The 25,677-nt window shown below is 34.0% G+C and carries 23 protein-coding genes; 20 read left to right on the top strand and 3 right to left on the bottom strand.

Annotation, left to right across the window (positions count from 1 at the left end; genetic code table 11):
• Positions 1-123: 123 nt before the first annotated feature.
• Entirely contained in the window at positions 124-315 is a 192-nt protein-coding gene (locus tag Q0C22_RS09820; protein WP_291494274.1) for a hypothetical protein, read from the bottom strand.
• Positions 316-326: 11 nt separating this feature from the next.
• The gene (locus Q0C22_RS09815) at positions 327-1,466 is read right to left on the bottom strand and encodes an iron-containing alcohol dehydrogenase (RefSeq protein WP_291494272.1); all 1,140 of its coding nucleotides are present in this window, start codon (positions 1,464-1,466) and stop codon (positions 327-329) included.
• Positions 1,467-1,622: 156 nt separating this feature from the next.
• Here Q0C22_RS09815 and ilvD point away from each other — a divergent pair, with 156 nt between their 5' ends.
• The 10 genes from ilvD (at position 1,623) to Q0C22_RS09765 (ending at position 13,157) form a co-directional block, all read left to right on the top strand.
• Positions 1,623-3,284, top strand: a complete 1,662-nt coding sequence (ilvD, locus tag Q0C22_RS09810; protein WP_291494271.1) for a dihydroxy-acid dehydratase — start codon at positions 1,623-1,625, stop codon at positions 3,282-3,284.
• A gap of 3 nt (positions 3,285-3,287) precedes the next feature.
• Positions 3,288-5,732, top strand: coding sequence for a leucine--tRNA ligase (gene leuS / locus Q0C22_RS09805; protein ID WP_291494270.1), 2,445 nt, complete (start codon positions 3,288-3,290; stop codon positions 5,730-5,732).
• Complete coding sequence (gene lptE / locus Q0C22_RS09800) at positions 5,729-6,268, top strand: LPS assembly lipoprotein LptE (RefSeq protein WP_291494269.1); 540 nt, start codon at positions 5,729-5,731, stop codon at positions 6,266-6,268. The genes leuS and lptE overlap by 4 nt, the downstream gene beginning before the upstream one ends.
• Positions 6,268-7,698, top strand: a complete 1,431-nt coding sequence (locus Q0C22_RS09795) for a glycosyltransferase family 39 protein (protein WP_291494267.1) — start codon at positions 6,268-6,270, stop codon at positions 7,696-7,698. The genes lptE and Q0C22_RS09795 overlap by 1 nt, the downstream gene beginning before the upstream one ends.
• Positions 7,699-7,713: 15 nt before the next feature.
• On the top strand, positions 7,714-8,508 hold the full coding sequence (locus tag Q0C22_RS09790) for a sulfide-dependent adenosine diphosphate thiazole synthase (protein WP_291494265.1): 795 nt from the start codon (positions 7,714-7,716) through the stop codon (positions 8,506-8,508).
• Positions 8,505-9,905 (top strand): phosphomannomutase/phosphoglucomutase, encoded by a 1,401-nt coding sequence (locus Q0C22_RS09785; protein ID WP_291494263.1) that lies wholly within the window; start codon positions 8,505-8,507, stop codon positions 9,903-9,905. Before Q0C22_RS09790 ends, Q0C22_RS09785 begins: the two co-directional genes overlap by 4 nt.
• Positions 9,906-10,757 carry a cytochrome b N-terminal domain-containing protein gene (locus Q0C22_RS09780; protein WP_291494260.1) on the top strand — a complete coding sequence of 284 codons (852 nt, stop codon included), beginning with the start codon at positions 9,906-9,908 and terminating at the stop codon, positions 10,755-10,757.
• Positions 10,754-12,532, top strand: coding sequence for a hypothetical protein (locus Q0C22_RS09775; RefSeq protein ID WP_291494259.1), 1,779 nt, complete (start codon positions 10,754-10,756; stop codon positions 12,530-12,532). Before Q0C22_RS09780 ends, Q0C22_RS09775 begins: the two co-directional genes overlap by 4 nt.
• Positions 12,533-12,570: 38 nt before the next feature.
• The gene (locus Q0C22_RS09770; RefSeq protein ID WP_291494256.1) at positions 12,571-12,780 is read left to right on the top strand and encodes a PLD nuclease N-terminal domain-containing protein; all 210 of its coding nucleotides are present in this window, start codon (positions 12,571-12,573) and stop codon (positions 12,778-12,780) included.
• A gap of 68 nt (positions 12,781-12,848) precedes the next feature.
• Entirely contained in the window at positions 12,849-13,157 is a 309-nt protein-coding gene (locus tag Q0C22_RS09765) for an HU family DNA-binding protein (protein ID WP_291494254.1), read from the top strand.
• A gap of 88 nt (positions 13,158-13,245) precedes the next feature.
• Here the strand turns inward: Q0C22_RS09765 and Q0C22_RS09760 are convergent, their stop codons facing one another.
• The gene (locus Q0C22_RS09760) at positions 13,246-15,936 is read right to left on the bottom strand and encodes a 6-hydroxymethylpterin diphosphokinase MptE-like protein (RefSeq protein ID WP_291494252.1); all 2,691 of its coding nucleotides are present in this window, start codon (positions 15,934-15,936) and stop codon (positions 13,246-13,248) included.
• A gap of 97 nt (positions 15,937-16,033) precedes the next feature.
• Between Q0C22_RS09760 and Q0C22_RS09755 the strand changes: the two genes are divergently transcribed.
• The 10 genes from Q0C22_RS09755 to Q0C22_RS09710 form a co-directional block, all read left to right on the top strand.
• Positions 16,034-17,803 carry a thiamine pyrophosphate-dependent enzyme gene (locus tag Q0C22_RS09755; RefSeq protein WP_291494250.1) on the top strand — a complete coding sequence of 590 codons (1,770 nt, stop codon included), beginning with the start codon at positions 16,034-16,036 and terminating at the stop codon, positions 17,801-17,803.
• A complete protein-coding gene (locus tag Q0C22_RS09750) occupies positions 17,800-18,231 on the top strand; it encodes a 2-oxoacid:acceptor oxidoreductase family protein (protein WP_291494248.1) in 432 nt (143 codons plus the stop codon). The genes Q0C22_RS09755 and Q0C22_RS09750 overlap by 4 nt, the downstream gene beginning before the upstream one ends.
• On the top strand, positions 18,218-19,489 hold the full coding sequence (locus tag Q0C22_RS09745) for a phenylacetate--CoA ligase family protein (RefSeq protein ID WP_291494245.1): 1,272 nt from the start codon (positions 18,218-18,220) through the stop codon (positions 19,487-19,489). The genes Q0C22_RS09750 and Q0C22_RS09745 overlap by 14 nt, the downstream gene beginning before the upstream one ends.
• Before the next feature lie 46 nt (positions 19,490-19,535).
• Positions 19,536-20,384 carry a motility-associated protein gene (locus Q0C22_RS09740; protein WP_291494243.1) on the top strand — a complete coding sequence of 283 codons (849 nt, stop codon included), beginning with the start codon at positions 19,536-19,538 and terminating at the stop codon, positions 20,382-20,384.
• Complete coding sequence (locus Q0C22_RS09735) at positions 20,385-21,203, top strand: flagellar motor protein MotB (protein ID WP_291494241.1); 819 nt, start codon at positions 20,385-20,387, stop codon at positions 21,201-21,203. It begins immediately after the preceding gene.
• A gap of 134 nt (positions 21,204-21,337) precedes the next feature.
• Positions 21,338-22,846, top strand: coding sequence for a glutamate synthase-related protein (locus Q0C22_RS09730; protein WP_291494341.1), 1,509 nt, complete (start codon positions 21,338-21,340; stop codon positions 22,844-22,846).
• A 4-nt stretch (positions 22,847-22,850) separates the two neighbouring features.
• Entirely contained in the window at positions 22,851-23,285 is a 435-nt protein-coding gene (locus tag Q0C22_RS09725; protein ID WP_291494239.1) for a 4Fe-4S dicluster domain-containing protein, read from the top strand.
• 11 nt (positions 23,286-23,296) lie between these two features.
• Complete coding sequence (locus tag Q0C22_RS09720; RefSeq protein ID WP_291494237.1) at positions 23,297-23,437, top strand: FAD/NAD(P)-binding oxidoreductase; 141 nt, start codon at positions 23,297-23,299, stop codon at positions 23,435-23,437.
• The gene (locus Q0C22_RS09715) at positions 23,422-24,549 is read left to right on the top strand and encodes an FAD-dependent oxidoreductase (protein ID WP_291494235.1); all 1,128 of its coding nucleotides are present in this window, start codon (positions 23,422-23,424) and stop codon (positions 24,547-24,549) included. The genes Q0C22_RS09720 and Q0C22_RS09715 overlap by 16 nt, the downstream gene beginning before the upstream one ends.
• 6 nt (positions 24,550-24,555) lie before the next feature.
• The coding region (locus tag Q0C22_RS09710; RefSeq protein ID WP_291494232.1) for a glutamine amidotransferase family protein at positions 24,556-25,677 on the top strand (1,122 nt) is incomplete at its 3' end.

Below are 25,677 nucleotides of genomic sequence, written 5' to 3'. Positions count from 1 at the left end.
GTTAAATTAACAACAATTATATCATCTTTGCCACCAGCTTTTGGCGCAGTTATAGCACTATTAATCAAAAGCTCAATACTGCAATCAAGCATTTTTATATATCCATTTATAAACTAACTTTTCCTATACCCTTTTGTCAAACAAACTCCCTATTACGTTGGATTTTGGCACTGTGTCGTTTTTTTGAATTCGAGTATTTAGCTTGTCTTGGGCATTTTGCTGCATTTTCAACAGGTTGCTTACTTGGGTTTTATTTGCATCAATAGCTTTTCTTAAAACATCTATGCCTATTTGAGTATTTGCATTTACCTCCATACTTTGCCTCCTTACAATGCAAATTTTAAAATACTTGCAATTTTTTCTGTATTGTAATCATTTAAACCCCATTTTTTAGCAAGAGAAATAGCATTTTGTGCAATAGCTTCAATGTCAGCTTCGGATAATTTAACATCTTTTAGTTTTGTTGGTGCTCCAATTGCTTTAAAATAGGTTTCTAGTTCTTCTATTGCTTTTTCCGGCGATTTTACAGCAAACACCTCTTTACCAAAACGCTCAAGCCTATTGTTTAAAGTGTCTTTATTATACTTAAGCCAGGCAGGAAAAACAATAGATAGGCTTTGACCATGAGCTATATCAAAAAGCGCAGATAAAGAGTGGCCAATCATATGGTTTGGAAATGCGTATTCACCAATACCTGCTGTGGTTAAGCCGTTTAAAGCAAGTGTGGCAGACCACATGAAATTTGCCCTTGCGTCATAGTTTGTCGGTTCTTTTAAGATTTCTTTTGTTGATGAAATAATTGTTTTTACAAGTGTTTCAACAAAACCATCCTGAATTGGTGTATTTGGATATTTTTTTGTAAAATAGCCTTCAAGTAAATGTACAATAGCATCAACACTGCCATTTGCCACCTGGTCTTTTGGTACCGTGTATGTATTTGTTGGGTCCAGTATGGAAACCTTTGGAAACAAACAATCGCTTCTTATATTAAATTTTTGCTTCGTTTTTTCATTTGTTATAACAGCGCCTGAGTTCATCTCCGAAGCAGTAGCTGCAAGTGTTAAAACTGTATAAATCGGCAAAGCTTGTTTGATTTGGGCTTTATCAATGAAAAAATCCCAAACATCACCATCGTAATAAAAACCTGCTGCTATAGCTTTAGCGCTATCTATAACGCTACCGCCACCAACGGCCAATATAGCTTCCACCTGCTCTTTTTTGGCAAATTCAATTGCTTCATAAACAAATGAAAGCACCGGGTTAGGTTTTATGCCTGATTTTTCAACAAATGATACGTTGTATTTATTTAGCGATTCTACAACTTTATCGTATATTCCATTTTTCTTTATACTCCCACCACCATACAATAATAAGCATTTTTTATCTTTTATATACTTACCTATTTTTTTAGTTTGATCTTCGCCAAAAACAATCTGTGTTGGATTGTAGAAAATAAATCCTTTCATTTGCACCCCCTTGTTTTAAAAGTAAGTAAAGCAATCACATTACTAAAATATACTAACACTCTTATAAGTCAAGTATTTAAAACCTATATTATTTGACACAAAGATTTTTTAAGTTATAATTTTAACAAAATTGTATTTTTTGAAGGAGTTGAAAGTATGCGAAGAAGCGATATTATGTTAAAGGGACCAGAAAGGGCACCACATAGATCTTTGTTTAAAGCAGATGGCTTTACCGATGAAGAACTTTCAAGACCAATTATTGCTATTGCCAATTCTTCAAACGATATAGTGCCTGGTCATGTGCACCTAAAAACGCTTGTTGAAGCTGTTAAAGCAGGTATATATATGGCAGGTGGAACACCCATTGAATTTAACACCATAGGTGTAGATGACGGTATTGCAATGGGTCATTTAGGGATGCACTATTCTTTGCCATCAAGGGAAAATATAGCAGATGCTGTAGAAATTATGGTAAATGCGCATCCAGTTGATGGACTTGTTATACTTCCTGCATGTGATAAAATTGTACCTGGCATGATGATGGCAGCAGCCAGGGTTAATATACCAACAATTATGATATCCGGTGGTCCAATGCTTGCCGGTAAATACCAGGGTAAAGATATAGATTTAGCACAGGCTTTTGAAGCTGTAGGAAAATACATTTCTGGCAGCATAAACGAAGAAGAGTTATTAGAAATAGAAAATATAGCATGTCCTTCATGTGGGTCTTGTTCTGGTATGTATTCTGCAAATTCTATAAATTGCTTAAGCGAGGCTTTAGGTTTGAGTTTGCCTGGAAACGGTACAATACCTGCTGTGTATGCAGCACGTGTAAGACTTGCAAAGCTTGCAGGTGCTAAGATTGTTGAACTAGTGGAAAAAAATATAAAACCAAGGGATATAATAACAATTGATAGCATAAAAAATGCAATTGCAGTAGATATGGCAATGGGATGTTCTACAAACACTGTGCTTCATTTGCTTGCCATTGCTCAAGAAGCAAATATAGAGCTTTCTCTTGATATATTCAATGAAATAAGCGATAAAACACCCGATTTGTGTTCATTTAGTCCAGTTGGGCCATACCACTTAGAAGATCTTGACAATGCAGGTGGTGTGATGGCTATTATGAGTAGACTAGACAGCATTGGTTTAATAAAAAGAGACTGCATTACTGTAACAGGCGCTACAATTTATGACTCCTACAAAAACGCAAAGGTTAAAAATAATAATATTATTAGACCAGTTGATAAGCCTTATTATCCAAAAGGAGGATTATCAATACTAAAAGGTAACCTGGCACCATTTGGTGCAGTACTAAAGCAATCTGGTGTATCTGCAAAAATGGACCATTTTGTCGGGAAAGCCAGAGTCTTTGATAGTGAAGAAGAAGCAACAAAGGCAATATTTAACAAACAAATCAAAGAAGGCGATTGTGTTGTTATTCGATATGAAGGTCCAGCGGGTGGTCCAGGTATGAAAGAAATGCTTCAGCCAACAAGCGCAATAGCAGGCATGGGTCTTGATACAAAAGTAGCTTTAATTACCGATGGCAGGTTTTCCGGTGCAACAAGAGGTTTATCTATAGGCCATATATCACCTGAGGCTGCAAAAGGGGGACTTATTGGTTTGATAGAAGAAAATGATTTAATAGAAATTAATGTACCAGAAAAGACAATTAATTTACTTGTTGAACAAAGTGTAATTGAAGAAAGAAAAAAACATTTTAAGCCAAAGCCACCCAAAATTACAACGGGTTATTTGGCCCGTTATGCAAGGCTTGTCCAGGATGCACATTTAGGAGCAGTGTTGAGGTAGCTTATGGAAAAGTATAATCCAAGTGTTATTGAAAAAAAATGGCAGGAAATCTGGGATAAGTTAAACTTAAATAAAGCTGTAGATTTTGATGAAAAACCAAAATACTATTGTTTGGAAATGTTTCCCTACCCATCTGGTAAAATTCATATGGGACATGTTAGAAATTATACAATTGGCGATGTTATAGCTCGTTTTAAGCGTTATACAGGCTACAATGTATTACATCCAATAGGCTTTGATGCATTTGGTTTGCCTGCAGAAAACGCAGCAATTAATGCAAAGATTCATCCTGCAAAATGGACTTACGCAAATATGGATTATATGCTCAGTCAATTGCAAAAACTTGGCTTTTCTTATGATAAAGACAGAATAATTGCTACATGTGATCCAAAATACTATAAATGGGAACAAAAGATATTTATAGAAATGTTTAAACGCGGTATGGCATATAGAAAGGAATCAGAAGTTAATTTCTGTCCACACTGTCAGACAGTGCTTGCAAACGAGCAGGTAGAAGATGGCAGGTGCTGGAGATGCGATAGCGAAGTTGTTAAAAAAACTATCTTTAGCTGGTATTTTAAAATTACAGATTATGCAGATGAATTGTTAGAAGATATTAAATTATTAGAAGATGGATGGCCAAATAGAGTTTTAAGCCAACAGATAAACTGGATAGGAAAAAGTGAAGGTGCCTTTATCAAATTCAAGTTTGAAAAATCAGATGAGTACCTGGAAGTTTTTACAACAAGACCTGATACATTGTTTGGTGTAACATTCGTTAGTATATCGCCAAAACACCCAAAGGTAAAAGAGTTTGTGAAGGATAGAAATGTATTGGATTATGTTGAAAAGATGATCGTTGATCTGGATATTAAAAAAGATTATGGTAAAGAAAAAGATGGTATATACAGTGGTATTAATCTAATTAATCCTGTCAATAATGAAATTGTGCCACTTTATATTGCAAATTTTGTTTTAATGGAATATGGTACAGGCGTTGTAATGGGCGTTCCAGCGCACGATCAAAGGGATTTTGAGTTTGCAACAAAGTTTAATATACCTAAAAAGATTGTAATTTACCGTGAAGATTTAAGCAATGATGTAGAGACGTGGAAAAGCAGCTTTGTTGATAGTGGATTTCTTGTTAATTCAGGAGAGTTTAATGGTTTGCAAAATGAACTAGCAAAAGAAAAAATTGTCGAGTACCTTACAAGCAAAAACCTGGCAAGAAAAGCTTTTCAATATAAATTAAGAGACTGGAATGTATCGCGTCAGCGCTATTGGGGTGCGCCAATTCCTATTATTTATTGTCCAAATTGTGGTGTAGTGCCAGAAAGCATAGAAAATTTGCCTGTGGAGTTGCCTGAAAATGTAGAAATAACTGGCTTTGGTGGGTCGCCTTTATCAAAGGTCGAAAGCTTTGTTAATACTACCTGTCCAATATGCGGTGCAAAAGCAAAAAGAGAAACAGATACTTTTGATACATTTGTAGAATCAAGCTGGTATTTTTTGAGGTATTGTTCTCCTGATTACGATAAAGATATATTTGACAAGCAAAAAGTTAAATACTGGATGGATGTGGATCAATACATTGGCGGCATTGAGCATGCTGTAATGCATTTACTGTATGCAAGGTACTTTACAAAGGTATTAAGGGACCTTGGCTATTTGGACTCAAGCGAGCCATTTAAGCGTTTGCTAACACAGGGGATGGTTATAAAAGATGGCGCTAAAATGAGCAAATCCAAAGGCAACGTGGTAGATCCAGATGATATTGTTAACACTTATGGTGCGGATACTGCCAGGTTATTTATACTGTTTGCAGCACCTGTGGATAAAGATTTGGAATGGTCAGATGAAGGTATCGAAGGTTCATTTAGATTTTTAAATAGACTTTATAGACTTATTGCAAATTATGCTTACAAAGTCAAAGATGCACCTTTGCAAGCTTCGATTACGCCTCGCATTAAAGAACTTCTATATGAGATAAACTCTTGCGTGCAAAAAGTTACAAACGACATTGAAAACTATCATTTTAACACAGCAATTGCTAAATTGATGGAATTTGTAAACTTTTTATATAGTTTTAACCCTGAAGAAGATGAACTTGGCTACTTCAAGGAAGCACTTGAAAAATTAACCATAATGGCTAGCCCTTTTGTGCCTCATTTAGCTTGCGAGCTTTGGGAAATGTTGGGTCATGATGAAATTGTATTTTCTCAAAGCTGGCCTAAAGTTGAGCTTGAATATGCAACCAAAGATACAGTTAAAATTGCAATTACAATAAATGGAAAACTCAGAGATACAATTGAAGCCACTAAAGATGCGGATCAAAAAGAAGTTGAAAAGCTTGCGCTAAACTCAGAAAAAGTAAAAAAACACCTTGAAGGCAAAGAAATCAAAAAGTATGTTTATGTAAAAAATAAAATCCTTAACATCATTGTATGAATAACAGGCAAATTTTTGTAATAAAAAACTTTTTCAATATAGCATTTTTTATTATTATTGTTTCTTTTATTGCATCATCGTGTGGCTACCGTTTGGCCACACACTCATCTATAATTGGTAATATAAAAACTGTATATGTTGAAACACCAAAGAATTCTACATCAAATCCAGATATTGCTCTATATTTAAAAAAATCCATAATTAATGAATTAATTGCACATAATATTAAGGTTGTAGATCAAAAACTACATGCCCAGGGTTATTTGGAAACAGATATAACAAGTTATTCGGTTGATCCATCTCTTTTTAATAGCGAAGGGTTGCCCATAGTTTATAGGTGCATGATAACAATAAGTTTGACACTAAAAGATAGAGACGGAAAAGCTTTGATTTTGAATAAATTATTGACAAGTTTCGCAGATTTTAAAGCAAACAATAGAGAAATTGCACTTCAAATAGCAAAAAACTCTGTGCAACAAAAGGTTTTGGATCAACTTGCAGTATTAGTTAGAGAAGATTTATTTATTAATTTTTAATGCCCAAACAAGTATTGGCCGTTTTTTTTGCACTTTATCTAATAGCAAATCTTTTTAATTTAGGTAAGCTGGATTTTAGTTATAAAGAAGCTAAAAATGCTATAATAAGTTTGCAGATGAACAAAAGTGGTAATTATAAATGGCAAACAATATTGGGTAGGCCTTACTTCAAAAAACCTCCGCTTGGTTCTTATTACACGAGTATTTTTTTTAAAATATTTGGTGAAAATCAGTGGCAGGCAAGATTTGGTCAGTTTGTCTTTGTAATTTTAACCGCACTTTTGCCATTTATTTTAAAAAATGAGTTTGAAGGTATAGATCCATTTTACTTTGCATCTATTTATTTAACCACTATAATTGTATTATTATCAATCAATACTTACTCTTTGTATCCAAGCGCTGTGTTTTTTTTATTTATGGCTTTTATAAAAGTATATTTCAGACAAAAAAATTTTGCAATATGGCTGATATTGGCTTTTTTAACATTGGGTTTAAGCGCGATTTTTTTGTTTTATTCTATTTTGCTTTGCTTTGCTGTTTTAGAAAAAAATAAAGAACTAATAAGCATAAAAGAACATCTGGTAGCTCTTGTTTTAATATTATTTTTAAGCCTTTTTGGTATAGCTTTGTATGGTTTAAATATAACCAGTATTCACTATCTTGTAGGTTCACTTTTTTTAGGATTTTTGCAATCTTTTAATTTTAAAAATTACCTGTGGCATTTGATTTCTTTTCCATTTATAGCATTTTTTTTGCTTTTGCCATGGTCAATTTTTATTAAAAATTTCTTTAGAAAATACGATACCAGGCTTTACAGGTTTGCATTAAATGGAAGTATTGCAGTATTTTTTTTAATGTGGATTTTGCCATTTGAGAATTATTTAATTCTGGTGCCTTTTTTTGCAAGTTTGGCATCATTTTATAAAGTAAATATAGATAGTTTTTATCTCAAATTAGCAACGATTTTTTTTATAATGCTTACTGGCGCTGCAGTTTTGTTTGGTTATTTATTTGCTAAAGACTCAAACTATTTATTTTTATTATTTTTTAGCATTTTTATAGCTGTATTTTTGTATAAACAATCTAAAAAATACGCAATTAGTCAATATATATATATTGTTGTTTTTTTGATTTGTGCAAAGGCAGCCTACAGCATGGTTTACATACCCTATGAGGCTAGCTATATGCCTGATGTTTCGGTTTATGGTAAAAAGATAGCAAGTATTATTTTGAAAAATAAAGCAAAATATGTTATGAGTAATAATGTGCATTTAGATTTATTGTATTATGTTGAAAAAGAATCAAATTTGCCAATATACATACCACAAAAATCAAAAGGTGTGCTTATAACGCAAAACAAAGAAGTGCTTAAAAAAATCTATGGCAGTGAATTTAGTCCATATGGAGTGTTTTACGTGGGAGAATATTAGATAGGAGGATAGATTATGGCATTGGATGAAAGGATTATTTCTAAGGCGATTATTGAGCGCTACAGTCAAAAACTATTATCACAGCTTGATTGCGATTGTGTTATTGTTGGCGGTGGTCCTGCAGGGTTAATTTGCGGTTATGAGCTTGCAAAAAACGGCTTTAAAGTTACACTATTTGATAAAAGATTATCTGTAGGCGGCGGTATGTGGGGTGGCGCTATGATGTTTAATGAAATAGTTGTCCAAGAAGATGTCAAAGCCATACTTGATGAGTTTGGTATAAAAACGGTTTTATATGAGCCAAACTACTATACAGCAGACTCTATAGAAGCTATTTCAACACTCATATCAAAAACAGTTAAAGCTGGCGTAAAAATATTTAATGGTATAGAAATAGAAGATGTAGTGCTAAAAAAAGTCGATGGGCAATACAGGGTAGGTGGCGTTGTAATAAACTGGACTACCGTTAATATGGCGAGTTTGCCAGTTGACCCCATAGTTGTTAGCGCAAGCTTTACAGTAGATGCCACGGGCCACGATGCACATTTAGCTCAAACACTTGTTAGAAAAGCTGGTGTAAAGCTAAATACAGATTCAGGCGATGTGCCTGGTGAAAAACCCATGTGGGCAGATGTTGGAGAACAAGATACAGTTAACCATACAAAAGAAATATACAATGGTCTTTATGTGTGCGGTATGGCTGCAAATGCTTGCTCTGGTGCTCACAGAATGGGTCCTATATTTGGCGGTATGCTAAACTCTGGTAAAAAATGCGCTTCTTTAATATTGGAAAAGTGGGGCAAAAAATGATAGTTGACGATAGTATTTTTAGAGAATATGATATCAGAGGCATAGTAGGTGAAAACTTAGATGAGCAGTTTGCTTGCACACTTGGGCAGGCATTTGCAGCGCATCTAAAAAAAGCTTTTAAAAAAGAAGACTTAACAGTTAGTATTGGTTATGATGCAAGGCTTAGCTCAAAAAAATTATTTAATGCTTTGTGCTATGGGCTTAATTACAGGGGAGTAAAAGTTATAGATATAGGCCTTGTTGCTACGCCTGTTGCGTATTTTTCGCTGTTTAATTTGCATGTTGATGGCGGTATAATGATAACTGCCTCCCACAACCCACCCCAGTATAACGGCTTTAAATTAAGTGTTGGCAAAAATACTATTTTTGGTGAAGAAATTCAAACTATAAAAGAAATTATGAAATCTATCGATGCCATTGAAATAGGAAAGCCCGAATTTAGCACATACGATATAATAAAAGATTATACAACATACATGTTGAACAAATTTAGACAATTAAAAGAATTGCCAAATAAGCCGAAAGTTGTGTTAGATGCAGGTAATGGTACAGGTGGTTTTATAGCTTACCCCATACTTAAAGAATTGGATTTTGATGTTATTGGCCTTTTTATTGAACCAGACGGTACGTTTCCAAATCATCACCCAGATCCAACTGTTGAGGAAAATCTTAAAGAACTTAAAAAAACATTAAAAGATAATTCTTTTGATATTGGCATTGGCTTTGATGGAGATGCTGATAGAATAGGTGTTATATTAAAAAATGAAGAAACTATGTATGGAGACCAACTATTGTTGCTTTTTGCCCAGCATATTTTAAAAGAACACAAGGGTGCAACAATTATTGGCGAAGTTAAATGTTCTCAAGTGCTATATGACAAAATTGAGCAAGCAGGTGGAAAAGCTATTATGTGGAAAGCAGGTCACTCTTTAATTAAAGCAAAAATGAAAGAAGAAAAAGCTTTGCTTGGCGGTGAAATGAGTGGGCATATATTTTTTGCCGATAGGTATTTTGGTTATGATGATGCAATATATGTATCATTGAGATTGCTTGAGATTTTAGCAAAAGAACGCATAGATTTACAAAAATGGAAAAATGATTTGCCAAAAACATTTAATACGCCAGAAATAAGAATAGACTGCCCAGAAGACAAAAAGGTACTTGTTACGAAAGAAATTGAAGATTACTACATAAAAAACAAAGAAAAATATGCTATAACAAATATAATAACAATTGATGGTATAAGGTTCAATACAAAAAACGGCTGGGGGCTTGTGCGCTCAAGCAATACGCAACCCGCACTTGTATTGAGATTTGAAGCAAATAGTCCAGAAAATTTAGAAAAACTAAAAAATGATACGCTAAATATTGTTAAAAAGACAATTGAATCCGTCTAAATGTTAAAAAAACAGGATATTACATATTATATTGGCTGGCTTACGCTGGCTTTTTTAGGTATATCAATAATATCTGGTGTAATGCTGCTTTACAGGTATGATCCTACAACATTTAAAACTGCACAGGATAGTCTATTTTTGATTGAAGATGCTTATAGGTATGGATGGTTGATCCGGTCAGCCCATTTTTACTCAAGTGAGCTTTTTTTCATTTTTCTAATAATTCATACGATATGGCATGTGCAGATAGATGATTATGTAGGTAAAAAATACATATACTGGTTTGCTTTGAGTGCAATACTTCTGGTATCTTTTTTTGAAATGTTTACTGGCTTTGTGTTGAGAGCCAACAATGAAAGTGATTCTGCTTCACTTATTATGCAGCATATTATTTTATCTGTGCCTTTTTTAGGTCAGTATATTGCCAGTTTATTTTATTCTCAGCAGTATCCTTCTTTGTACTTTTATTTTTACCATATTAGTATATTGCCTATTATACTTATCTTACTTAACTATTACCATATAAAGCGCATGTTTACAAACTTTGAAAATACACTAATAGCTTTTTTTGTAACTGTTTTGCTAAGTGCTTTGCTACCTATCAGTGCTCCTTTTGATATAGTATCAAGCGCGAAAAGGCCAATTATATGGGGCCCATGGTTTTTTTGGCCAATCCAGGAAAGTTTGATATATATAGCTCCTTTTATTGCGGGTATAATACTTCCTTTTTTTGGTTTACTGTCTTTTGCTTTATTGCCAACTCAAAAAGGCCCTATTTTGAAGCGTTTATTTTTATTTGGTTTTGTTTTGTATTTTGTTATGATTTTTTATATAATGATTTTTAGACAATGAAAAAAACAATAGTAATACTTGTTGTGTTGACTATAGCGGTTTTATTTATAGCAGTATACAGGCAAACTCAAAAACCACACGTAAACCCCCAAAAAGAATCTTGTTTTGTATGTCATAAAGATATCCATATGGATACAGCCCACCCTGTTGACCAGATAGGATGCGTTGTGTGCCATGGCGGTAATCCTTATACAACAAATGAAGCCCAAGCACACAAAGGTTTGATTAAAAATCCAGCCGATTTAAGGTATGCTGCCGAAACCTGCGGTAAGTGTCATAAAGAAAAGGTTGAAGAAGTAGAGACTTCCCTTATGGCAACAAATAGGGGTATAATTTCTGCAGTTTTACATAAATTTGGCTACACGGATAAGCTTTCAAGTGATGTCACCGTTAAGGATTTATATGAAGGCAAATACAAAGAAAACAAAGCTATTCAATATTATGAAAAAAATTGTGGAGCCTGTCATTTATATAAGCCATATGGACAGGGCCCAACAAAAGAAATACAAGAACGCGGTGGAGGCTGTCTTGATTGTCATGCTAAATGGGTTAAAGGAAATCCTCATGTAGAGCTAACCACGCATATAAGTGATGCAACATGCGTAAAGTGCCATAACAGATCAGGTAGAATTGGTTTATCATATTTTGGTCACTATGAAACAGAAGAATATGGCACACCATTTATGGATGGTGGTCCTTCACATTATAATATTTTAGGTAACCCAGATAGGTATTATTTAGATTTGCCACCCGATGTTCATTATACTAAAGCACATATGAGTTGTATTGATTGCCATACAATGTCTGATACAATGGGTCTTGGTTTGCATTATAAGAGTATGACGCAGCAGGCTGGCACAACTTGTAAAGACTGCCATGAACCTCATTTTGTACAAGTGCCTCCAAATTCATTGGCTTTGAAATTAGCTTTTCTTAATGGCAAAGTGCCATTAAAAGCAGGTGATTATGCAGCTATTGAAGAACGCACAGGTCAGATAATTTACAATGTTCAAAAGATTAACGGCAAAGCTATATTTTTTAGCAAAGAAACAGGTAAAGCAATACCGATTCCACTTGTAAATAATAAACCCTATCATACATTTGCCGGGCATAAAAATTTATCATGCCAGGCTTGTCATTCTGCATGGGCGCCACAGTGCTATGGTTGTCATATTGTCAATTTTGAAGGTCTAAAACAACTTAATTGGATAAAGTACAAAGACACACCTGGTGCTTATGCTGAGCTAAATAGCTATGTGCGTTTTGAAACACCTCAACTTGCTTTTGATCCACATGGGAAAGTTATGCCAGTTGAACCTGGTTGCCAGGATTTTATCACTATTTTTAATAAAGATTTTAAATTTGTTAAGCAAATTAGGGGTTTAAGCGTAGCTACAATAGATCCACACACAACACAATTACAGTCTCGAAGTTGCGAAGATTGTCATCATGATCCTCGTACAATGGGTTTTGGAACGGGTAATTTGAGCTTTAATCCATATACTAAACAGTTTAAATTTACTCCTACATTTGATGCAAAAGCAAGTGGTTTAGGCGATGTACCGCTTGATATGATAGTCAACGAGCATGGCAGGCAAATGCAAAGTTTTCCTGTAAAAGGTGAAAGAGCTTTTAATAAAGATGAGCTTGTAAAAATTTATGAAGTTGGCCAGTGTGTTGTTTGCCACAAAAGCTACAATGACCCTATATATCGTGATTTTTCAAAAAGTTACAAATTATTTTTAGAACACAAAACACCTTGCAATAAGCGATAAATTTTATTACAATTTTAAATTTACTTAGTGGAGTTGATATGGGATTATTTGAAGGTTTTTTTGTTATGGGTTTATTATCATTAATTGCAGTCGTATTGTGGATTTATGCTTTAATAGATATACTAAAAAATGATTTTAAAGACGGATTAACCAAAGTCATCTGGCTTGTTCTTGTTATCGTTTTACCTTTTTTGGGATCAATTTTGTATTTTTTTATTGGCAGAAACCAAAAGCTAAAAAATGATTAATTTTTCTTTGACAAATCAATATAAACTCATTAAACTATAAAAAGTTTATCCAATAAAGGGAGGTTTCTATGACAAAGAACGAGTTTGTAAAAGTATTGGCTAAGAAAACCAATATTTCTCAGGAAAAAGCGAAAGAATTCTTAGATGCTACTCTATCTACAATAGTGGAAACACTTAAATCTGGCGAGAGCGTTCTTTTTACAGGCTTTGGTAGTTTTTATGTATCAAATAGAGCTCAAAGAAAAGGTAGGAACCCGCAAACTGGCGAAGCAATAACCATCCCTGCTTTTAAATTGCCTGCATTTAAGGTTGGCGCTGTGTTTAAAGAAGAAGTAAATAAGAAAGAAAAACCTGCTTCTAAAGGAAAGAAAAAGTAAAAATTAATGAATTTACCTGCTGACAGCAATGTCAGTGGGTTTATTTATCAAAATCTGTATCTTTTCATTTCTATTTTTTAAAGTTTTTTTAGGCATTTGTTGACAGTTCTTGCAGTTTTGATAAAATCTGATTGTAGCTTTGGATCAATCCCAAACCTTTATAGCATAGTGCTATTTTCATAAGTAATTTTATTTTATCTTGAGTTATTTGCAGGTGTGATTCATAAAGTGATAAAGCCTTTTCGTACTCACCAAACTCGTAATACAAATCTCCAAGATTTTCTCCAATTTCGTCTTTTAAGGCAGGATTTAGACTCAATGCAGTTTCTAATGCTTCCTTGGCTTTATCATAGATTTCTTTTGACATATAAATTTTTGCAAGTGCAACATAAACAAATGGATGGTACGGAATAAGGTTTTTTGCCTGAGTAAGCAAATCATGAGCTTTATCAAAATCTTTTTTATCGATTAAAATGCTTCCCATTAAAAAAAGCGCATCACCAAAAGCTGGGTATTTTTTGTTTAGATTTTCAAGCACACTGTAGGCTTCATCAATTTTATTTTGTTTTAATAATTCAATGGCTTTATCGTATTCGGGTATAGTACCTTCGATTTTGAGCTGTTCTTTTATTACCTTTTGGCGCTCTTGCATTGTTTGCATTTGTTCTAAGTTGTTTATCATTGATAGCCACTGTATGGTGCGCTCATTGTCTGGGTCATAATCTTTTGCTCTTTCTATGAGTCTTTTTGCAGTAATAAAATCATTTCTATTTAAAATAGCATCTTTTGCAAGAATGAGATGAGAAATAATTTTGTACTTCTCAACAGCAAGCTCGTTTCTGGCTAACTCAAAATCCGGGTCAAGCTCAATGGCTTTTTCATACAATTCCACCGCATGTTTGTGAAAATATCTGTAGTTTGATAAAAGTTTTGCCTTTGCAAATATGAGTTTTGAATTGTTTTCTATATTTATTTTATCTAATATTTCAAGACCAAAGTATATATCGCCAAAATCATAGCAGTTCATCAGTAATTCAAACAATTTATCATTGTTTTTTACATTTTCTTCAAATTTTTGCAAAAAAGCATTTTTTAGTTCAAGGTATTTAATTGTTTTTTGAACAAGCTCGGTCAGGTTTTGAGTGAGAGTTTTTATTAATTCAAAGTATTTATTTGACTGTTCTAATCTTTTTTCCAGAGTTTGGTTTTCTATGTCAATTTCTTCTTTGAAATAATTGTAAAATTCTTGAAAATAGTAAAAAAATACAAATTTGGTCATTACAGGGTTGTTGTATAATTCATTATTGATTTTATTGGATTCTTCTACTTTTGATCTGATTTTTTCCATATTTTTAGTTTTTTCATATGTTTTTTGTATGTTTTGGTTTATCTTTAGAGCTTTATCTGCTTTATGAATTGCTTTATTCATTTCTAAAAGTATATTTTTTAATTTTTTTATATAGGTGGATAGGGATGGTTTCTTATTGAACTTTATTGATATAGAAGTATTTTTTTTGATTGTTTTGGCAAATTCTTCAAGTTTTTCTATTTGCGTATTTTCAATGTATGCACCACCACTTGTTGCATTTATAACCTGGATGCCTTTTGAGGTTAAAAAATTTGCAATCTCAGACATTATGGTAAGACCTGAAAATAGATTTTCATCTGTTGGCACCTTTTCTTCATAATTGCCTTTTACCCAGATTAGTTTTTCTGGAAGACCCTGAGGCAAAATAGTGCCTTTTGCGTGATGCTGGGCTTTGGTGTATGCCCAATCCTGACCAACAAATATAATAGGATTTGCACCAAGAATATAGGCAACATTTACAGCCAGGTGTGTTACAGCATTAATGGGAAACACTTCGTAGTTGGGTTTTATGTCTAGTAATTCTAAAAAGCTATTTTCTTCTGTTTTGTAAATTTTGTTTTTGAACAGTTTTGGTATTTGATAAAATATAGCTGGCTCAAATACAAAGATACTATCGTCAGCTTGAGCTTTTTTCATTAAAGGGGAGTATTTTTCAAGTGTAACCTGTTGGTAGTCAAGACCGCATATAATATCTGGTTTTATATCGTGTTGCTTTAGAATATTAATTACAGAATCAACTGCGATTACAATAAACTTATCACGATATTTTTTTATTGTTTCTATATCGTTTGATAGAGATGGACCAGATGCAACAATAAGTGTAGGTTTACCTTTGGCTTTATTTTTTAAATAATCCAGACTAAAACCCAATCCAACGTCTGATATATTTTTTACTATGTTTTCTATTATGTACTGAGATTTTAATAAAAGTGTGTTTCGGTTTAATAGTATCGGGGTATATAGCTTTTGAATAATATCATTAATTTTTTGAGATTTTGATGGTTCTAAAAGTGGGTTTGTAATGATCTGGAGATTTCCAAAGTTAAATTTTCCGACAAATAAATTAAATGTTGCAGTTATGGTATTTTCTATGTTTTCTTCGTCGCTTGCAAAGAAAAAGAAATTATCATGTACAAAACAGTCCGATACATCAACATTGTCAAGCACATATTTTAGGCCTTCTAAATCCGTTTCATAGCAAATAATTGTATTTTTTGGAAAATCTTCAATCAGGCACTTTGCAATATATCCACTTCCAAAACCAGTCAATACTACCACATCTTCGCGCCTAATTTGTGGTTTTGTATAGATTTCTACATTTGTTTGTATTGGTTTTGGCTGTATATTTTTAAGTAACTGTTTTAAGTATGTAGCTTTTTTATCAATAACCGATGCATTTTTTTCTAACATTTTAACTCCTTTATTATTTATTCTACATATTTTATTAAAAAAAACACTTTTTTCAAGTTGCTTGCAAAATTCGTAATTTTTGCTAAAAGTATATCTTATGTTAGAGATTTTGTCTGGCAATGAAGCGATAGCTCAGGCGCTTTTAGAGAGCAATGTGAGATTTGCAAGTGCTTATCCCGGAACGCCTTCAAGTGAGATTTTGCGCTATTGCCTATATTTAAAATCCAAATACAATTTGAATGCTTATATAGAGTGGTCTGTAAATGAAAAAGTAGCGTTAGAAGAAGCTCTAAGCGCTAGCTTTACTGGGATTGACTCAGCTTTTTTTTGCAAGCAGGTAGGTCTTAATGTTGCGCTTGACCCATTGATGAGCGCTTCTCTTGTAGGCACACAAGGAGCTTTTGTGGTTGTTGTAGCAGATGACCCTGGGCCTTATTCTTCACAAACCGAACAGGACTCTCGTATGTTAGCTTTTTTTGCCAAAATACCCGTTTTTGATCCTTCAGATATCAAAGAAGCCTATGATTTTTCAAAGAAAGCTATTGAGTTAAGCAGAGCTTATAGACTGCCAGTAATGCTTAGAACCACAACGCGCATATCGCATGGAAGGCAAAATATTATTGTGCAAGATAATATTGAAAATATTGTCTTGAATGCAAACTTTCAAAAAGATCCAGCAAGGTTTGCGGCAACGCCTAAACTAAGGTTTATATTGCATAAAAAATTAAATGAAAAACTATCCGATATTGCTTTAAAAAACACAATAAAGTACGATTTTTCAGGTAGTATTTTAATTGTATCAAGTGGTTTGGTCTATAGTAACCTATATGAGCTAATACAAGAATACAAACTACAAAACAAAGTTACACTTGCCAAAATAGATATGCCCTATCCTTTGCCAAATATTGATCTGTCAAGATTTGAAAAAACTATAGCAGTTGAGGAAACCTATCCATTAATAGAGTTACAGCTAAATACACAAGGCAGAAGAAACAATATTGTGCCAAAAGAAGGCGAACTCAGCATGGATGTTTGTGAACAAATTTTGTACAATATTGGTGTTTTAGATTCTTTTGTGCCAGTTAACATTGATTTTAAAGACAAACCGCCTTCTTTGTGCCCGGGTTGTGCCCATAGAAGCGCTTTTTTTGAGATAAAGCAAGTTTATAAAAATGCAATTTTTGCCGGTGATATAGGATGTTACACGCTTGGTGTAAATTTAGGCGTAACAGATACTGTTTTCTGTATGGGCGCAAGTGTATCTTTTGCTTTTGGTTTTAATAAAGCATTTAAACTCTCCGACAAAAACCAGCATGTAGTAGCAATCATTGGTGATTCAACATTTTTTCATACAGGACTGAGCGCCTTGATTGATGCAATTCATAATAACGCTGCATTTTTGCTTGTTATACTTGATAATTCTACAGTTGCCATGACAGGTAATCAAAAAACACCATCAAGTTCGTTGAGTTCTCTTGGCGAGATAGCAAAACCTATATCTATAGAAAAAATAGTTAGAAGTTTAGATATTGGTTTTTTAGAAATTGTCGATCCGTATGATTTTCAAAAAAGCATTGAGGTACTAAAATTATCAAAAGATTATATTGAAAAAAATTCTTCAATAGCTGTTATTATATTTAGACATTTATGTGTCAATACAGATGAAGGTTTAAAAAATAACCCAATTATTAAAGTTTTTGTGGATAATGATTGCAAGGGCTGTAAATTATGTATCGATGAGTTTGAGTGTCAATCGCTTATATTCAATGAAGATACCAAACAGGTGGAAATTGATAGAAAAACATGCATCGATTGTGCTCAGTGTATATATAGTTGCCCGTTTGGCTCCATAAAGGTACTAAAATGAAAATTGTTTTACTGGGAAGGGGCGGTGAAGGTGTACTTTACCTATCAAGGCTGATTATTAAATCGTTTGATGGTCAAAATATACTATCAAGCGAGATACATGGTATGGCAAAAAAAGGTGGTCTTGTAGAGGTACACTTAAAAATTGGTGATTATAAAAGCCCAATTATTGGATATAGAAAAGCTGATTTGGTTGTTTTATTAAACAACTCACTCAAAAAGCTTGCTTATTTATATTCGCAAAATATTATATTTTTGTCTGAAAAAGAACAGGAATATATTTTAAAATCCAACCCAAAAATGTTAAATATTTACATGTTTGCCAAATTAGCAAAGATATTAAATATTGATTATCAAAAAGCCATTAGTTTAATTAATAAAAATGATACAGAATTTTTTAACAAGGGGTTTAATAATGATATTCAATGAACATTTTGAGACAATGCCTCAAGAAGAGATCCAAAAACTTCAGCTTGATCGCTTAAAACAAACGCTTTCTTTAATAAAAAACTCTAACTCATCTCTTAAATCAAAGTATGATTCAATTGAACCATATGACATAAAAAGCCTTGATGACTTAAAAAAATTACCTTTTACAACAAAAGAAGAACTCAGAGAAGCCTACCCTCTAAATCATATAACCTATACAGACAAAATAGTAAGAATACATACAAGCTCAGGCACAACAGGTACGCCTGTAATAAATGCTATGAGCCAGACCGATGTGGAAAATTGGGCAGAAATTGTTGCAAGGTGTTTTTATGCAGCTGGCGTTGACAAAAAAGATAGAATCCAGATAATGCCATCTTTTGGTTTGTTTAATGGCGGGTTTGGTTTTCATTTTGGAGCTCAAAAAATTGGAGCTTTTATAATACCAATGGGTGCAGGTAGGACTCTACTCCAGCTTAAATTCATAAAAGATTTTCAAACAACTGCCATTTGCTCAATTGCTTCATACCCGCAAAGACTTATAGAAGTTGCAAACCAAAACAACTTTGATTTTTCTAAAACAAATTTACGCGTAGCCATTTTGGGAGCAGAGACATGGTCAGATGAACTTAGGGCTCGCATTGAAAGTCAGATGAGGGTTAAAACATTTGATATTATAGGCATGACGGAAACTGGTGGTGTTGGCATGGGTATTGATTGTGAGGCAAAATCTGGCATACATATATGGGAAGATCACTATATTGCAGAAATTGTAGACCCAAATACACTAAATCCCCTTGATGATGGAAAAGAAGGCGAGCTTGTTATCACAACTCTAACAAGGGAAGGTTTGCCACTAATAAGGTATCGTACAAAAGATATAACAAAAATTGTTTCAAGAGATAAGTGCGATTGCGGAAGGACACACTTAAGAGTTTCTCGACTAAAAGGACGCACGGATGATATGCTAAAAGTTAAAGGTGTTAATTTTTATCCATCTCAAATTGAACAGATTTTACTTCAGTATGAAACAATTGGCCCATATTATCAAATTGTGCTTGAAAATACAAAAGGTAAAGATGAGATTACAATAATTTTAGAAAAAACAAATGGTTTTTCATCTGAAGCAAGAAATAGGCTGGAAAACGCTCTCTATGATTTATTGGGTTTTCATTGTATATTGCAAATTGTTCCAGAAAATACAATACAAAGAATGCCAGGCAAAATGGTAAGAGTTATTGACAAAAGACAGAAATAACTTATTTTTTTTGCATATATTCCGATTGTATTAGTGTGGGGTATAAATGAATGTAATCGGTGTTGTACTTACCATTGCTGCAATTTTAACAGGTTTTGTTTTGGGTGGTGGAAAGCCGCTTGTTTTAATACAGGTATCGGAATATATCGTTTTATTTGGCGGTGCAGCGGGTATACTTGTTGCTTCTACTACACCTTCTATTATGAAGGATGCTATAAAGGTTATTGTTGGGTTTGCAAAGCCAAACCCTTTTAATAAAAAAGTATATTTGGAATTATTACTATTTATTTACAACTTATCAGTTAAAGTAAGAAAAGATGGCATATTATCACTTGAAGCCATTGTTGATAAGCCAGAAGAAAGCCCTATTATGCAGTCTAATACCTTTTTGCTTAAAAACAAAGAAATAAGAGAATTTGTAATTGATGCAATAAGAAACATTGTAACAGGTATTGAAATAGAAAAACTTGATGAAATGCTTGACTCTAATATTGAAGTAGTGGAAAAAGAGATATCTATAGCACCAAAAATGGTGGCAAAAATTGCCGAAAGTATGCCTGGTATGGGTATTGTTGCAGCTGTTATGGGTGTTATTTTAACCATGGGTGCACTTGGGGGTTCTATTTTAGAAGTAGGTCACCATGTTGCAGGTGCGCTTACAGGTACTTTTTTGGGTTTACTTCTTTGTTATGTGGTGATTGGTCCAATGGCTACTGTTCAGGAACTAAAAAATGAAGATTTTATGGGATATTTAAAATCACTTAAAGTTGGCATTATTTCTATTGCAAAAGGTGATGCACCAATTATTGCTATGGAATCTGTAAGACAAACAGTACCGCCAGTCTACCGTACTGAGTTTGATGAGGTAGAAAAGCTTGCAAAAGAGAGGCGCTAAATGGCAGACAGTACCAATTTAGTGCGAAAGAAGAAATGTAAGAAGTCAAAACCACCAGAATCAAGCGTATGGGAGATAGCCTATGGCGATTTTATGACTTCAATGATGGCTTTTTTCCTTGTTATGTGGCTTGTTGCAGCAACAAACGAACAGCAAAGAAAAATTATTGAGTATTACTTTACACACCCTATGCAATCTGTAAGCGTATCTCAAGGAAGCGGTTTAAATCCATCAAAAGGAGTATTTGATATAGGCTCAAAACAGCTTGTGGTCAGCCAGATGCCTTCTGAGAGTAAACCCATAACTATAAATAATCAAGCTTCCCAAATAAAAAGATATGAAAATAAATATGAAATGCAAAATCAAATGACATCAATTTTAGGTAGAATTCAAGAAGCTATTAAGTCAAATAAAGAAATTGCTCCTTATGGTGCACAAATAAAATACTCGATTAATGAAGAAGGTTTGAATATTATTCTATTTGATAAAAATGATAGACCAATGTTTGCAAATGGTTCCATTAAACCAGAACCATATACAATAGATATATTAAAAATCATAGCTTCAAACATTAGACCTCTTCCAAATAAGATTGTTGTAGAAGGATATGCTAATTATACTCCTGTTGTTTCTGGTTTATCTAATTGGGATTTATCTATTGGCAGAGCCAATGAAGCAAGAAAGATACTTGAATCTCAAGGTATTGTTTCGGAGCGCTTTAGTAGTGTTGTTGGCTATGGCGATACAAGACCTATGCCAGGAACATTGCCCCAAGATCCGGTTAACAGACGTATTGTAATATTGATTAAAAAGTTATAGTGCATATCAAATATATTACATTTTTTTAATATTTTTATTTAAATAATTAACAGTATTGACAATGATTATTTTTTATTGTATGTATTTATCCTTAAATTATATTTCTGTTTAAGGGGAGTAATAACGTGAAGTGGATGAAAGATGTTAAAACTTATACACCACCAGATTTTCATGTTATAAGGGATCCAGATAGGTGTATTAAGTGTAAAGCGTGTGTTGAGCAATGCTCTTTTGATGCTACATTTTACGATGAAGAAGAGGATAAAATATGGAACTGGGATGCAAAATGCGTAGGTTGTAATAGATGCGCTGCGTTTTGTCCAACAGAGGCCATTACAATAGAAAACCGCGAAAACCCTTATCGTATAAACGAAAGCTGGGGTAAATGGAATGTGGTTGGTGTCAAAAAAAGGGCAGCTTTTGGCGGGGCACCAGTTGTTTCTATGGGCTCAGATAAACCGTATATTGTGTATTGGGATCATATGCTTATAAATGCTTCACAGGTTACAAATCCATCGATAGATCCTTTAAGAGAACCAATGGAATTAAAAACATTTTTAGGCAAAAAAGTTGATCGTTTAGAGATAGAAGATGGTAAGTTAAAAACCGTTTTATTCCCTCAGCTTGAATTGGAAATACCAATAATGTTTGCTGCGATGAGCTACGGTGCACTGAATTACAACGTGATTGAAGCAATAGGCAGGGCGGCAGTTGAGCTTGGTACGTACTTCAATTCGGGCGAAGGTGGCCTTCACAAAGACCACTATAAATTTGAAGGCAATATAATAGTTCAGGTGGCAAGTGGACGTTTTGGGGTTTATAAAGAATATCTTGATGTAGCAAGTGCAATTGAAATCAAAATTGGCCAGGGCGCAAAGCCAGGCATAGGTGGTCACTTGCCTGGTGAAAAAGTTACAGCTTCTATTGCCCAAACAAGAATGATACCAAGAGGCACAGATGCACTTAGTCCTGCACCCCATCACGATATTTATTCGATTGAAGATTTAAGACAACTTATATACGCACTAAAAGAAGCTACAGAGTACAAAAAGCCTATTTTTGTTAAAATTGCATGTGTGCATAACATTGCTGCAATTGCAAGCGGTGTAGCTCAAGCCGGCGCTGATGTAATTGTCCTTGATGGTTTTAAGGGTGGGACAGGCGCATCGCCACAGGTTATAAGGGATAATGTTGGACTTCCCATAGAGCTTGCCTTAGCAAGTGTAGATGATAGATTAAGACAGGAAGGTTTGAGAGGAAAAATTTCTCTGGTTGCATCAGGCGGGATTAGAAACTCGATGGATGTAATAAAAGCAATTGCTTTGGGTGCAGATGCAGTCTATATTGGCACAGCAACGCTTATTGCCATAGGTTGCACCATGTGCCAGCAATGCCACACTGGAAAATGCGCATGGGGTATTGCAACACAAGACCCATTTTTGTCAAAGCGCCAAAACCCAAACATTGCTACTCAAAGGCTTGTTAATTTAGTTAATGTTTGGTCTTTAGAGATAAAAGAAACGCTTGGCGCTATGGGTATAAACTCTATAGAATCGCTAAAAGGTAACAGGTTAGCTCTAAGGGGATTTGATTTAACCGAAAAAGAAATGGAAATTCTAGGCATATTGCACGCAGGAGAATAATAAAATGAAGCTTGTTAAAATAAATGAAGATAACTGTGTATACTGTCATTTGTGTGAAGTTGCATGCAAAACGGAGCATTCAGTATCAAAAGACATTATCAAAGCTGTAAAAAAAGAAAATGTAATATCGAGGTGTACTGCGGAGTTCAATTATCCATACTCAGCTTCTATTATGTGCAGGCATTGTGATGATGCGCCATGTATTTTCGCATGTCAGAATGGAGCCATGCATAGAGATGAGAGAGGCTATGTAGTGGTTAACTCAGAGCTTTGTGTAGGTTGCTGGATGTGTATAATGGTTTGTCCATATGGTGTTATAAAGCAAGGAAAGCAAGGGGGTTGGGGCTTATCTGTAAAATGTGATTTATGTCCGGATAGAAGTATTCCTGCATGTGTTGAAGCATGCCCTAATGAAGCTTTAACTTTTGAAGAGTTGTGAGGATTTATTAAATGAAGTATGTAATAATAGGAAATTCTGTTGCAGGTATTAATGCAGCAACAGCTATCAGGCAAAATGATATTAAAGGCGAAATTTTAATAATATCAGATGAACAAGGCCCTATTCTAGACCACTTTTGCCAAACTGGGTAATTGGAGATGTAAGTTTTTCACAGGAGAGAATGTTTTATAGAAGGAACGATTTTTTTGAAAAAAATAATATACAAACATTACTGGGAACTCCTGTTGAAAGCATTGATACTAAGCTGAAAACAATTAAGTTATCAAACAAAGTAACAATTAATTACGATAAGCTTATTATAGCAAGTGGTGCGAATGCTATAATGCCAAAAAATATTACAGGTATCGATTTAGATGGTGTTTATACACTGACAAATATTAAAGGGGCAAGAAAACTTAAAGAGGATTTAGTTAAAATAAACTCTATTGTTATAGTAGGAGCTGGCTTAATTGGCACAAAAATGGCTTATGATTTGTCAAAAATAGGAAAAAAGGTAGTATTGGTCGAGCTTGCAAAAAGAGTATTGTTTCCAGCGCTTGATGATTATGCTGCAGCGTTGGTCCAGGAACAATTAAAACAAAAGGGAGTAGATATAATTTTAAATGACTCTGTTGTTGAGCTTGATGGTGATAAAACTGTTAGTCAGGTTACGCTTTCAAGTGGTAAAAAAATATTATGCGATGCATGCTTGCTTAGTGTAGGTGTTGCGCCAAATGTAGATTTTGTTGATAAAAATATAAAGCTTGATAGAGGTATTGTGGTTGATGATTATCTAAAAGCATGCGATGATTGCTATGCAGCTGGTGATGTTGCAAGTATTTATGATATTGTAGTAAATGTAAGAAGGCCTATTCCTATTTTGCCACTTGCAGCCAGGCAAGGTTATATTGCAGGCCTGAATGCAAGCGGACATGAGGTAAAGTTTGGCGGTGGTTTTGCAATGAATTCCATTGAGATTGGCAATGTAGGGTTTATTTCTATGGGATTAATTGAAAGCAATACTGATGAGGTACTCGAATACAAAAAAGATGACAAATATAGAAAGTTTATTATTAGAGATAACAAATTAATTGGTGTTATTCTTGTAAATAATGTTGAAAAAGCAGGTATGTTTAATTGGATGATAGAAAAAAAGTTTGATGTTTCATGGATAAAAGATACATTTTTAAACAATGATTTTGGGTGGAAATATTTTGATAAAGCTTTTAGAGTGTTAAGGCTTGATAGAAAATTACAAAGGTAGGTATATATGGTTGAGATAGAAAAGATTCAAAGTTTTGCCATTTCCAATGATCCAAAAGATGCTTCGGGTTGCGGTATTTTTGGGATTTTTAACACAAAAGGTGATCTTATAGATGGCAATAAAATTGTTTCTGCAATTGATATAATGCGCGATAGAGGCAATGGTTTGGGCTCAGGATACGCCGCATATGGTATATACCCAGAATTTAAAAATTATTATGCATTACATTTGATGATTGATGACGATTTAGCAAAGCGTGCTGTAGAGGATTTTTTAGAGCGCAGAGTAATGGTTGCAGAACGCAGCGGTATTCCCACAAGGGGAATGAAAAACAGGAAACGACCTATGTTTTTTGTATATTTTGTATTGCCAAGAGCCCAGGGCACAAAAGCAGAAAGCGAGTACATGAGCGAAACTGATGCCGATGAATTTATAAATAAGCTTGTGTTTTTTATAAACGAAAATATAAATGGTGCTTTTGTTATATCAAGCGGTAAAAACATGGGCGTATTTAAAGGTATAGGTTATCCCGATGAAATTGCAAACTTTTTTAGGATTGAACGTTACAAGGCTTATTGCTGGACAGCCCATAACCGTTTTCCTACCAATACACCTGGATGGTGGGGTGGCGCACATCCATTTGGTTTGCTTGATTGGACAGTTGTGCACAATGGAGAGATTTCGTCTTATGGGGCAAATAAGCGATACCTTGAGATGCACGGTTATAAATGTACACAAAAAACTGATACAGAAGCAATTGTTTATCTGGCGGATTTAATTGTAAGAAAACACAAGATACCAATAGAGTTGTTAGCCAAAATATTCAGTGCTCCTTTATGGGAAGAGATAGAAAGGATGCCACAAGATCAGAAAAAACTTTACAAAGCTTTAAGGATAATATATGGCAGAGCACTTCTCAACGGTCCTTTTTCAATTTTATTGACATTTAAAGGTGGTATAATGGCTTTAAATGATAGAATTAAATTAAGACCGCTGGTTGTAGGAAAAAAGGATGATGTATATTATTTTTCAAGCGAAGAAGCAGCTATAAAGCATATTTGCAGTGATATAAAAGATATAAGTTCTCCAGATGCGGGTGAACCTGTTATCGCAAAACTTACTGATGAA

Source organism: Desulfurella sp. (genome assembly GCF_023256235.1).
GTDB lineage: Bacteria > Campylobacterota_A > Desulfurellia > Desulfurellales > Desulfurellaceae > Desulfurella.
Note: the sequence above shows the minus strand (reverse complement) of the source record. Positions and strands in the feature narration are given on the sequence as shown.

Bases quoted from the DNA above. Each gene is read 5' to 3' on its own strand.
- Q0C22_RS09795 (WP_291494267.1), top strand. From the start codon at position 6,268: ATGCCCAAACAAGTATTGGCCGTTTTTTTTGCACTTTATCTAATAGCA.
- Q0C22_RS09760 (WP_291494252.1), bottom strand. From the start codon at position 15,936: ATGTTAGAAAAAAATGCATCGGTTATTGATAAAAAAGCTACATACTTA.
- Q0C22_RS09740 (WP_291494243.1), top strand. From the start codon at position 19,536: ATGAATGTAATCGGTGTTGTACTTACCATTGCTGCAATTTTAACAGGT.
- Q0C22_RS09815 (WP_291494272.1), bottom strand. From the start codon at position 1,466: ATGAAAGGATTTATTTTCTACAATCCAACACAGATTGTTTTTGGCGAA.
- Q0C22_RS09730 (WP_291494341.1), top strand. From the start codon at position 21,338: ATGAAAGATGTTAAAACTTATACACCACCAGATTTTCATGTTATAAGG.
- Q0C22_RS09785 (WP_291494263.1), top strand. From the start codon at position 8,505: ATGATAGTTGACGATAGTATTTTTAGAGAATATGATATCAGAGGCATA.
- Q0C22_RS09770 (WP_291494256.1), top strand. From the start codon at position 12,571: ATGGGATTATTTGAAGGTTTTTTTGTTATGGGTTTATTATCATTAATT.
- Q0C22_RS09725 (WP_291494239.1), top strand. From the start codon at position 22,851: ATGAAGCTTGTTAAAATAAATGAAGATAACTGTGTATACTGTCATTTG.
- leuS (WP_291494270.1), top strand. From the start codon at position 3,288: ATGGAAAAGTATAATCCAAGTGTTATTGAAAAAAAATGGCAGGAAATC.
- lptE (WP_291494269.1), top strand. From the start codon at position 5,729: ATGAATAACAGGCAAATTTTTGTAATAAAAAACTTTTTCAATATAGCA.
- Q0C22_RS09735 (WP_291494241.1), top strand. From the start codon at position 20,385: ATGGCAGACAGTACCAATTTAGTGCGAAAGAAGAAATGTAAGAAGTCA.
- Q0C22_RS09755 (WP_291494250.1), top strand. From the start codon at position 16,034: ATGTTAGAGATTTTGTCTGGCAATGAAGCGATAGCTCAGGCGCTTTTA.
- Q0C22_RS09790 (WP_291494265.1), top strand. From the start codon at position 7,714: ATGGCATTGGATGAAAGGATTATTTCTAAGGCGATTATTGAGCGCTAC.
- ilvD (WP_291494271.1), top strand. From the start codon at position 1,623: ATGCGAAGAAGCGATATTATGTTAAAGGGACCAGAAAGGGCACCACAT.
- Q0C22_RS09720 (WP_291494237.1), top strand. From the start codon at position 23,297: ATGAAGTATGTAATAATAGGAAATTCTGTTGCAGGTATTAATGCAGCA.
- Q0C22_RS09745 (WP_291494245.1), top strand. From the start codon at position 18,218: ATGATATTCAATGAACATTTTGAGACAATGCCTCAAGAAGAGATCCAA.
- Q0C22_RS09765 (WP_291494254.1), top strand. From the start codon at position 12,849: ATGACAAAGAACGAGTTTGTAAAAGTATTGGCTAAGAAAACCAATATT.
- Q0C22_RS09750 (WP_291494248.1), top strand. From the start codon at position 17,800: ATGAAAATTGTTTTACTGGGAAGGGGCGGTGAAGGTGTACTTTACCTA.
- Q0C22_RS09775 (WP_291494259.1), top strand. From the start codon at position 10,754: ATGAAAAAAACAATAGTAATACTTGTTGTGTTGACTATAGCGGTTTTA.
- Q0C22_RS09820 (WP_291494274.1), bottom strand. From the start codon at position 315: ATGGAGGTAAATGCAAATACTCAAATAGGCATAGATGTTTTAAGAAAA.
- Q0C22_RS09780 (WP_291494260.1), top strand. From the start codon at position 9,906: ATGTTAAAAAAACAGGATATTACATATTATATTGGCTGGCTTACGCTG.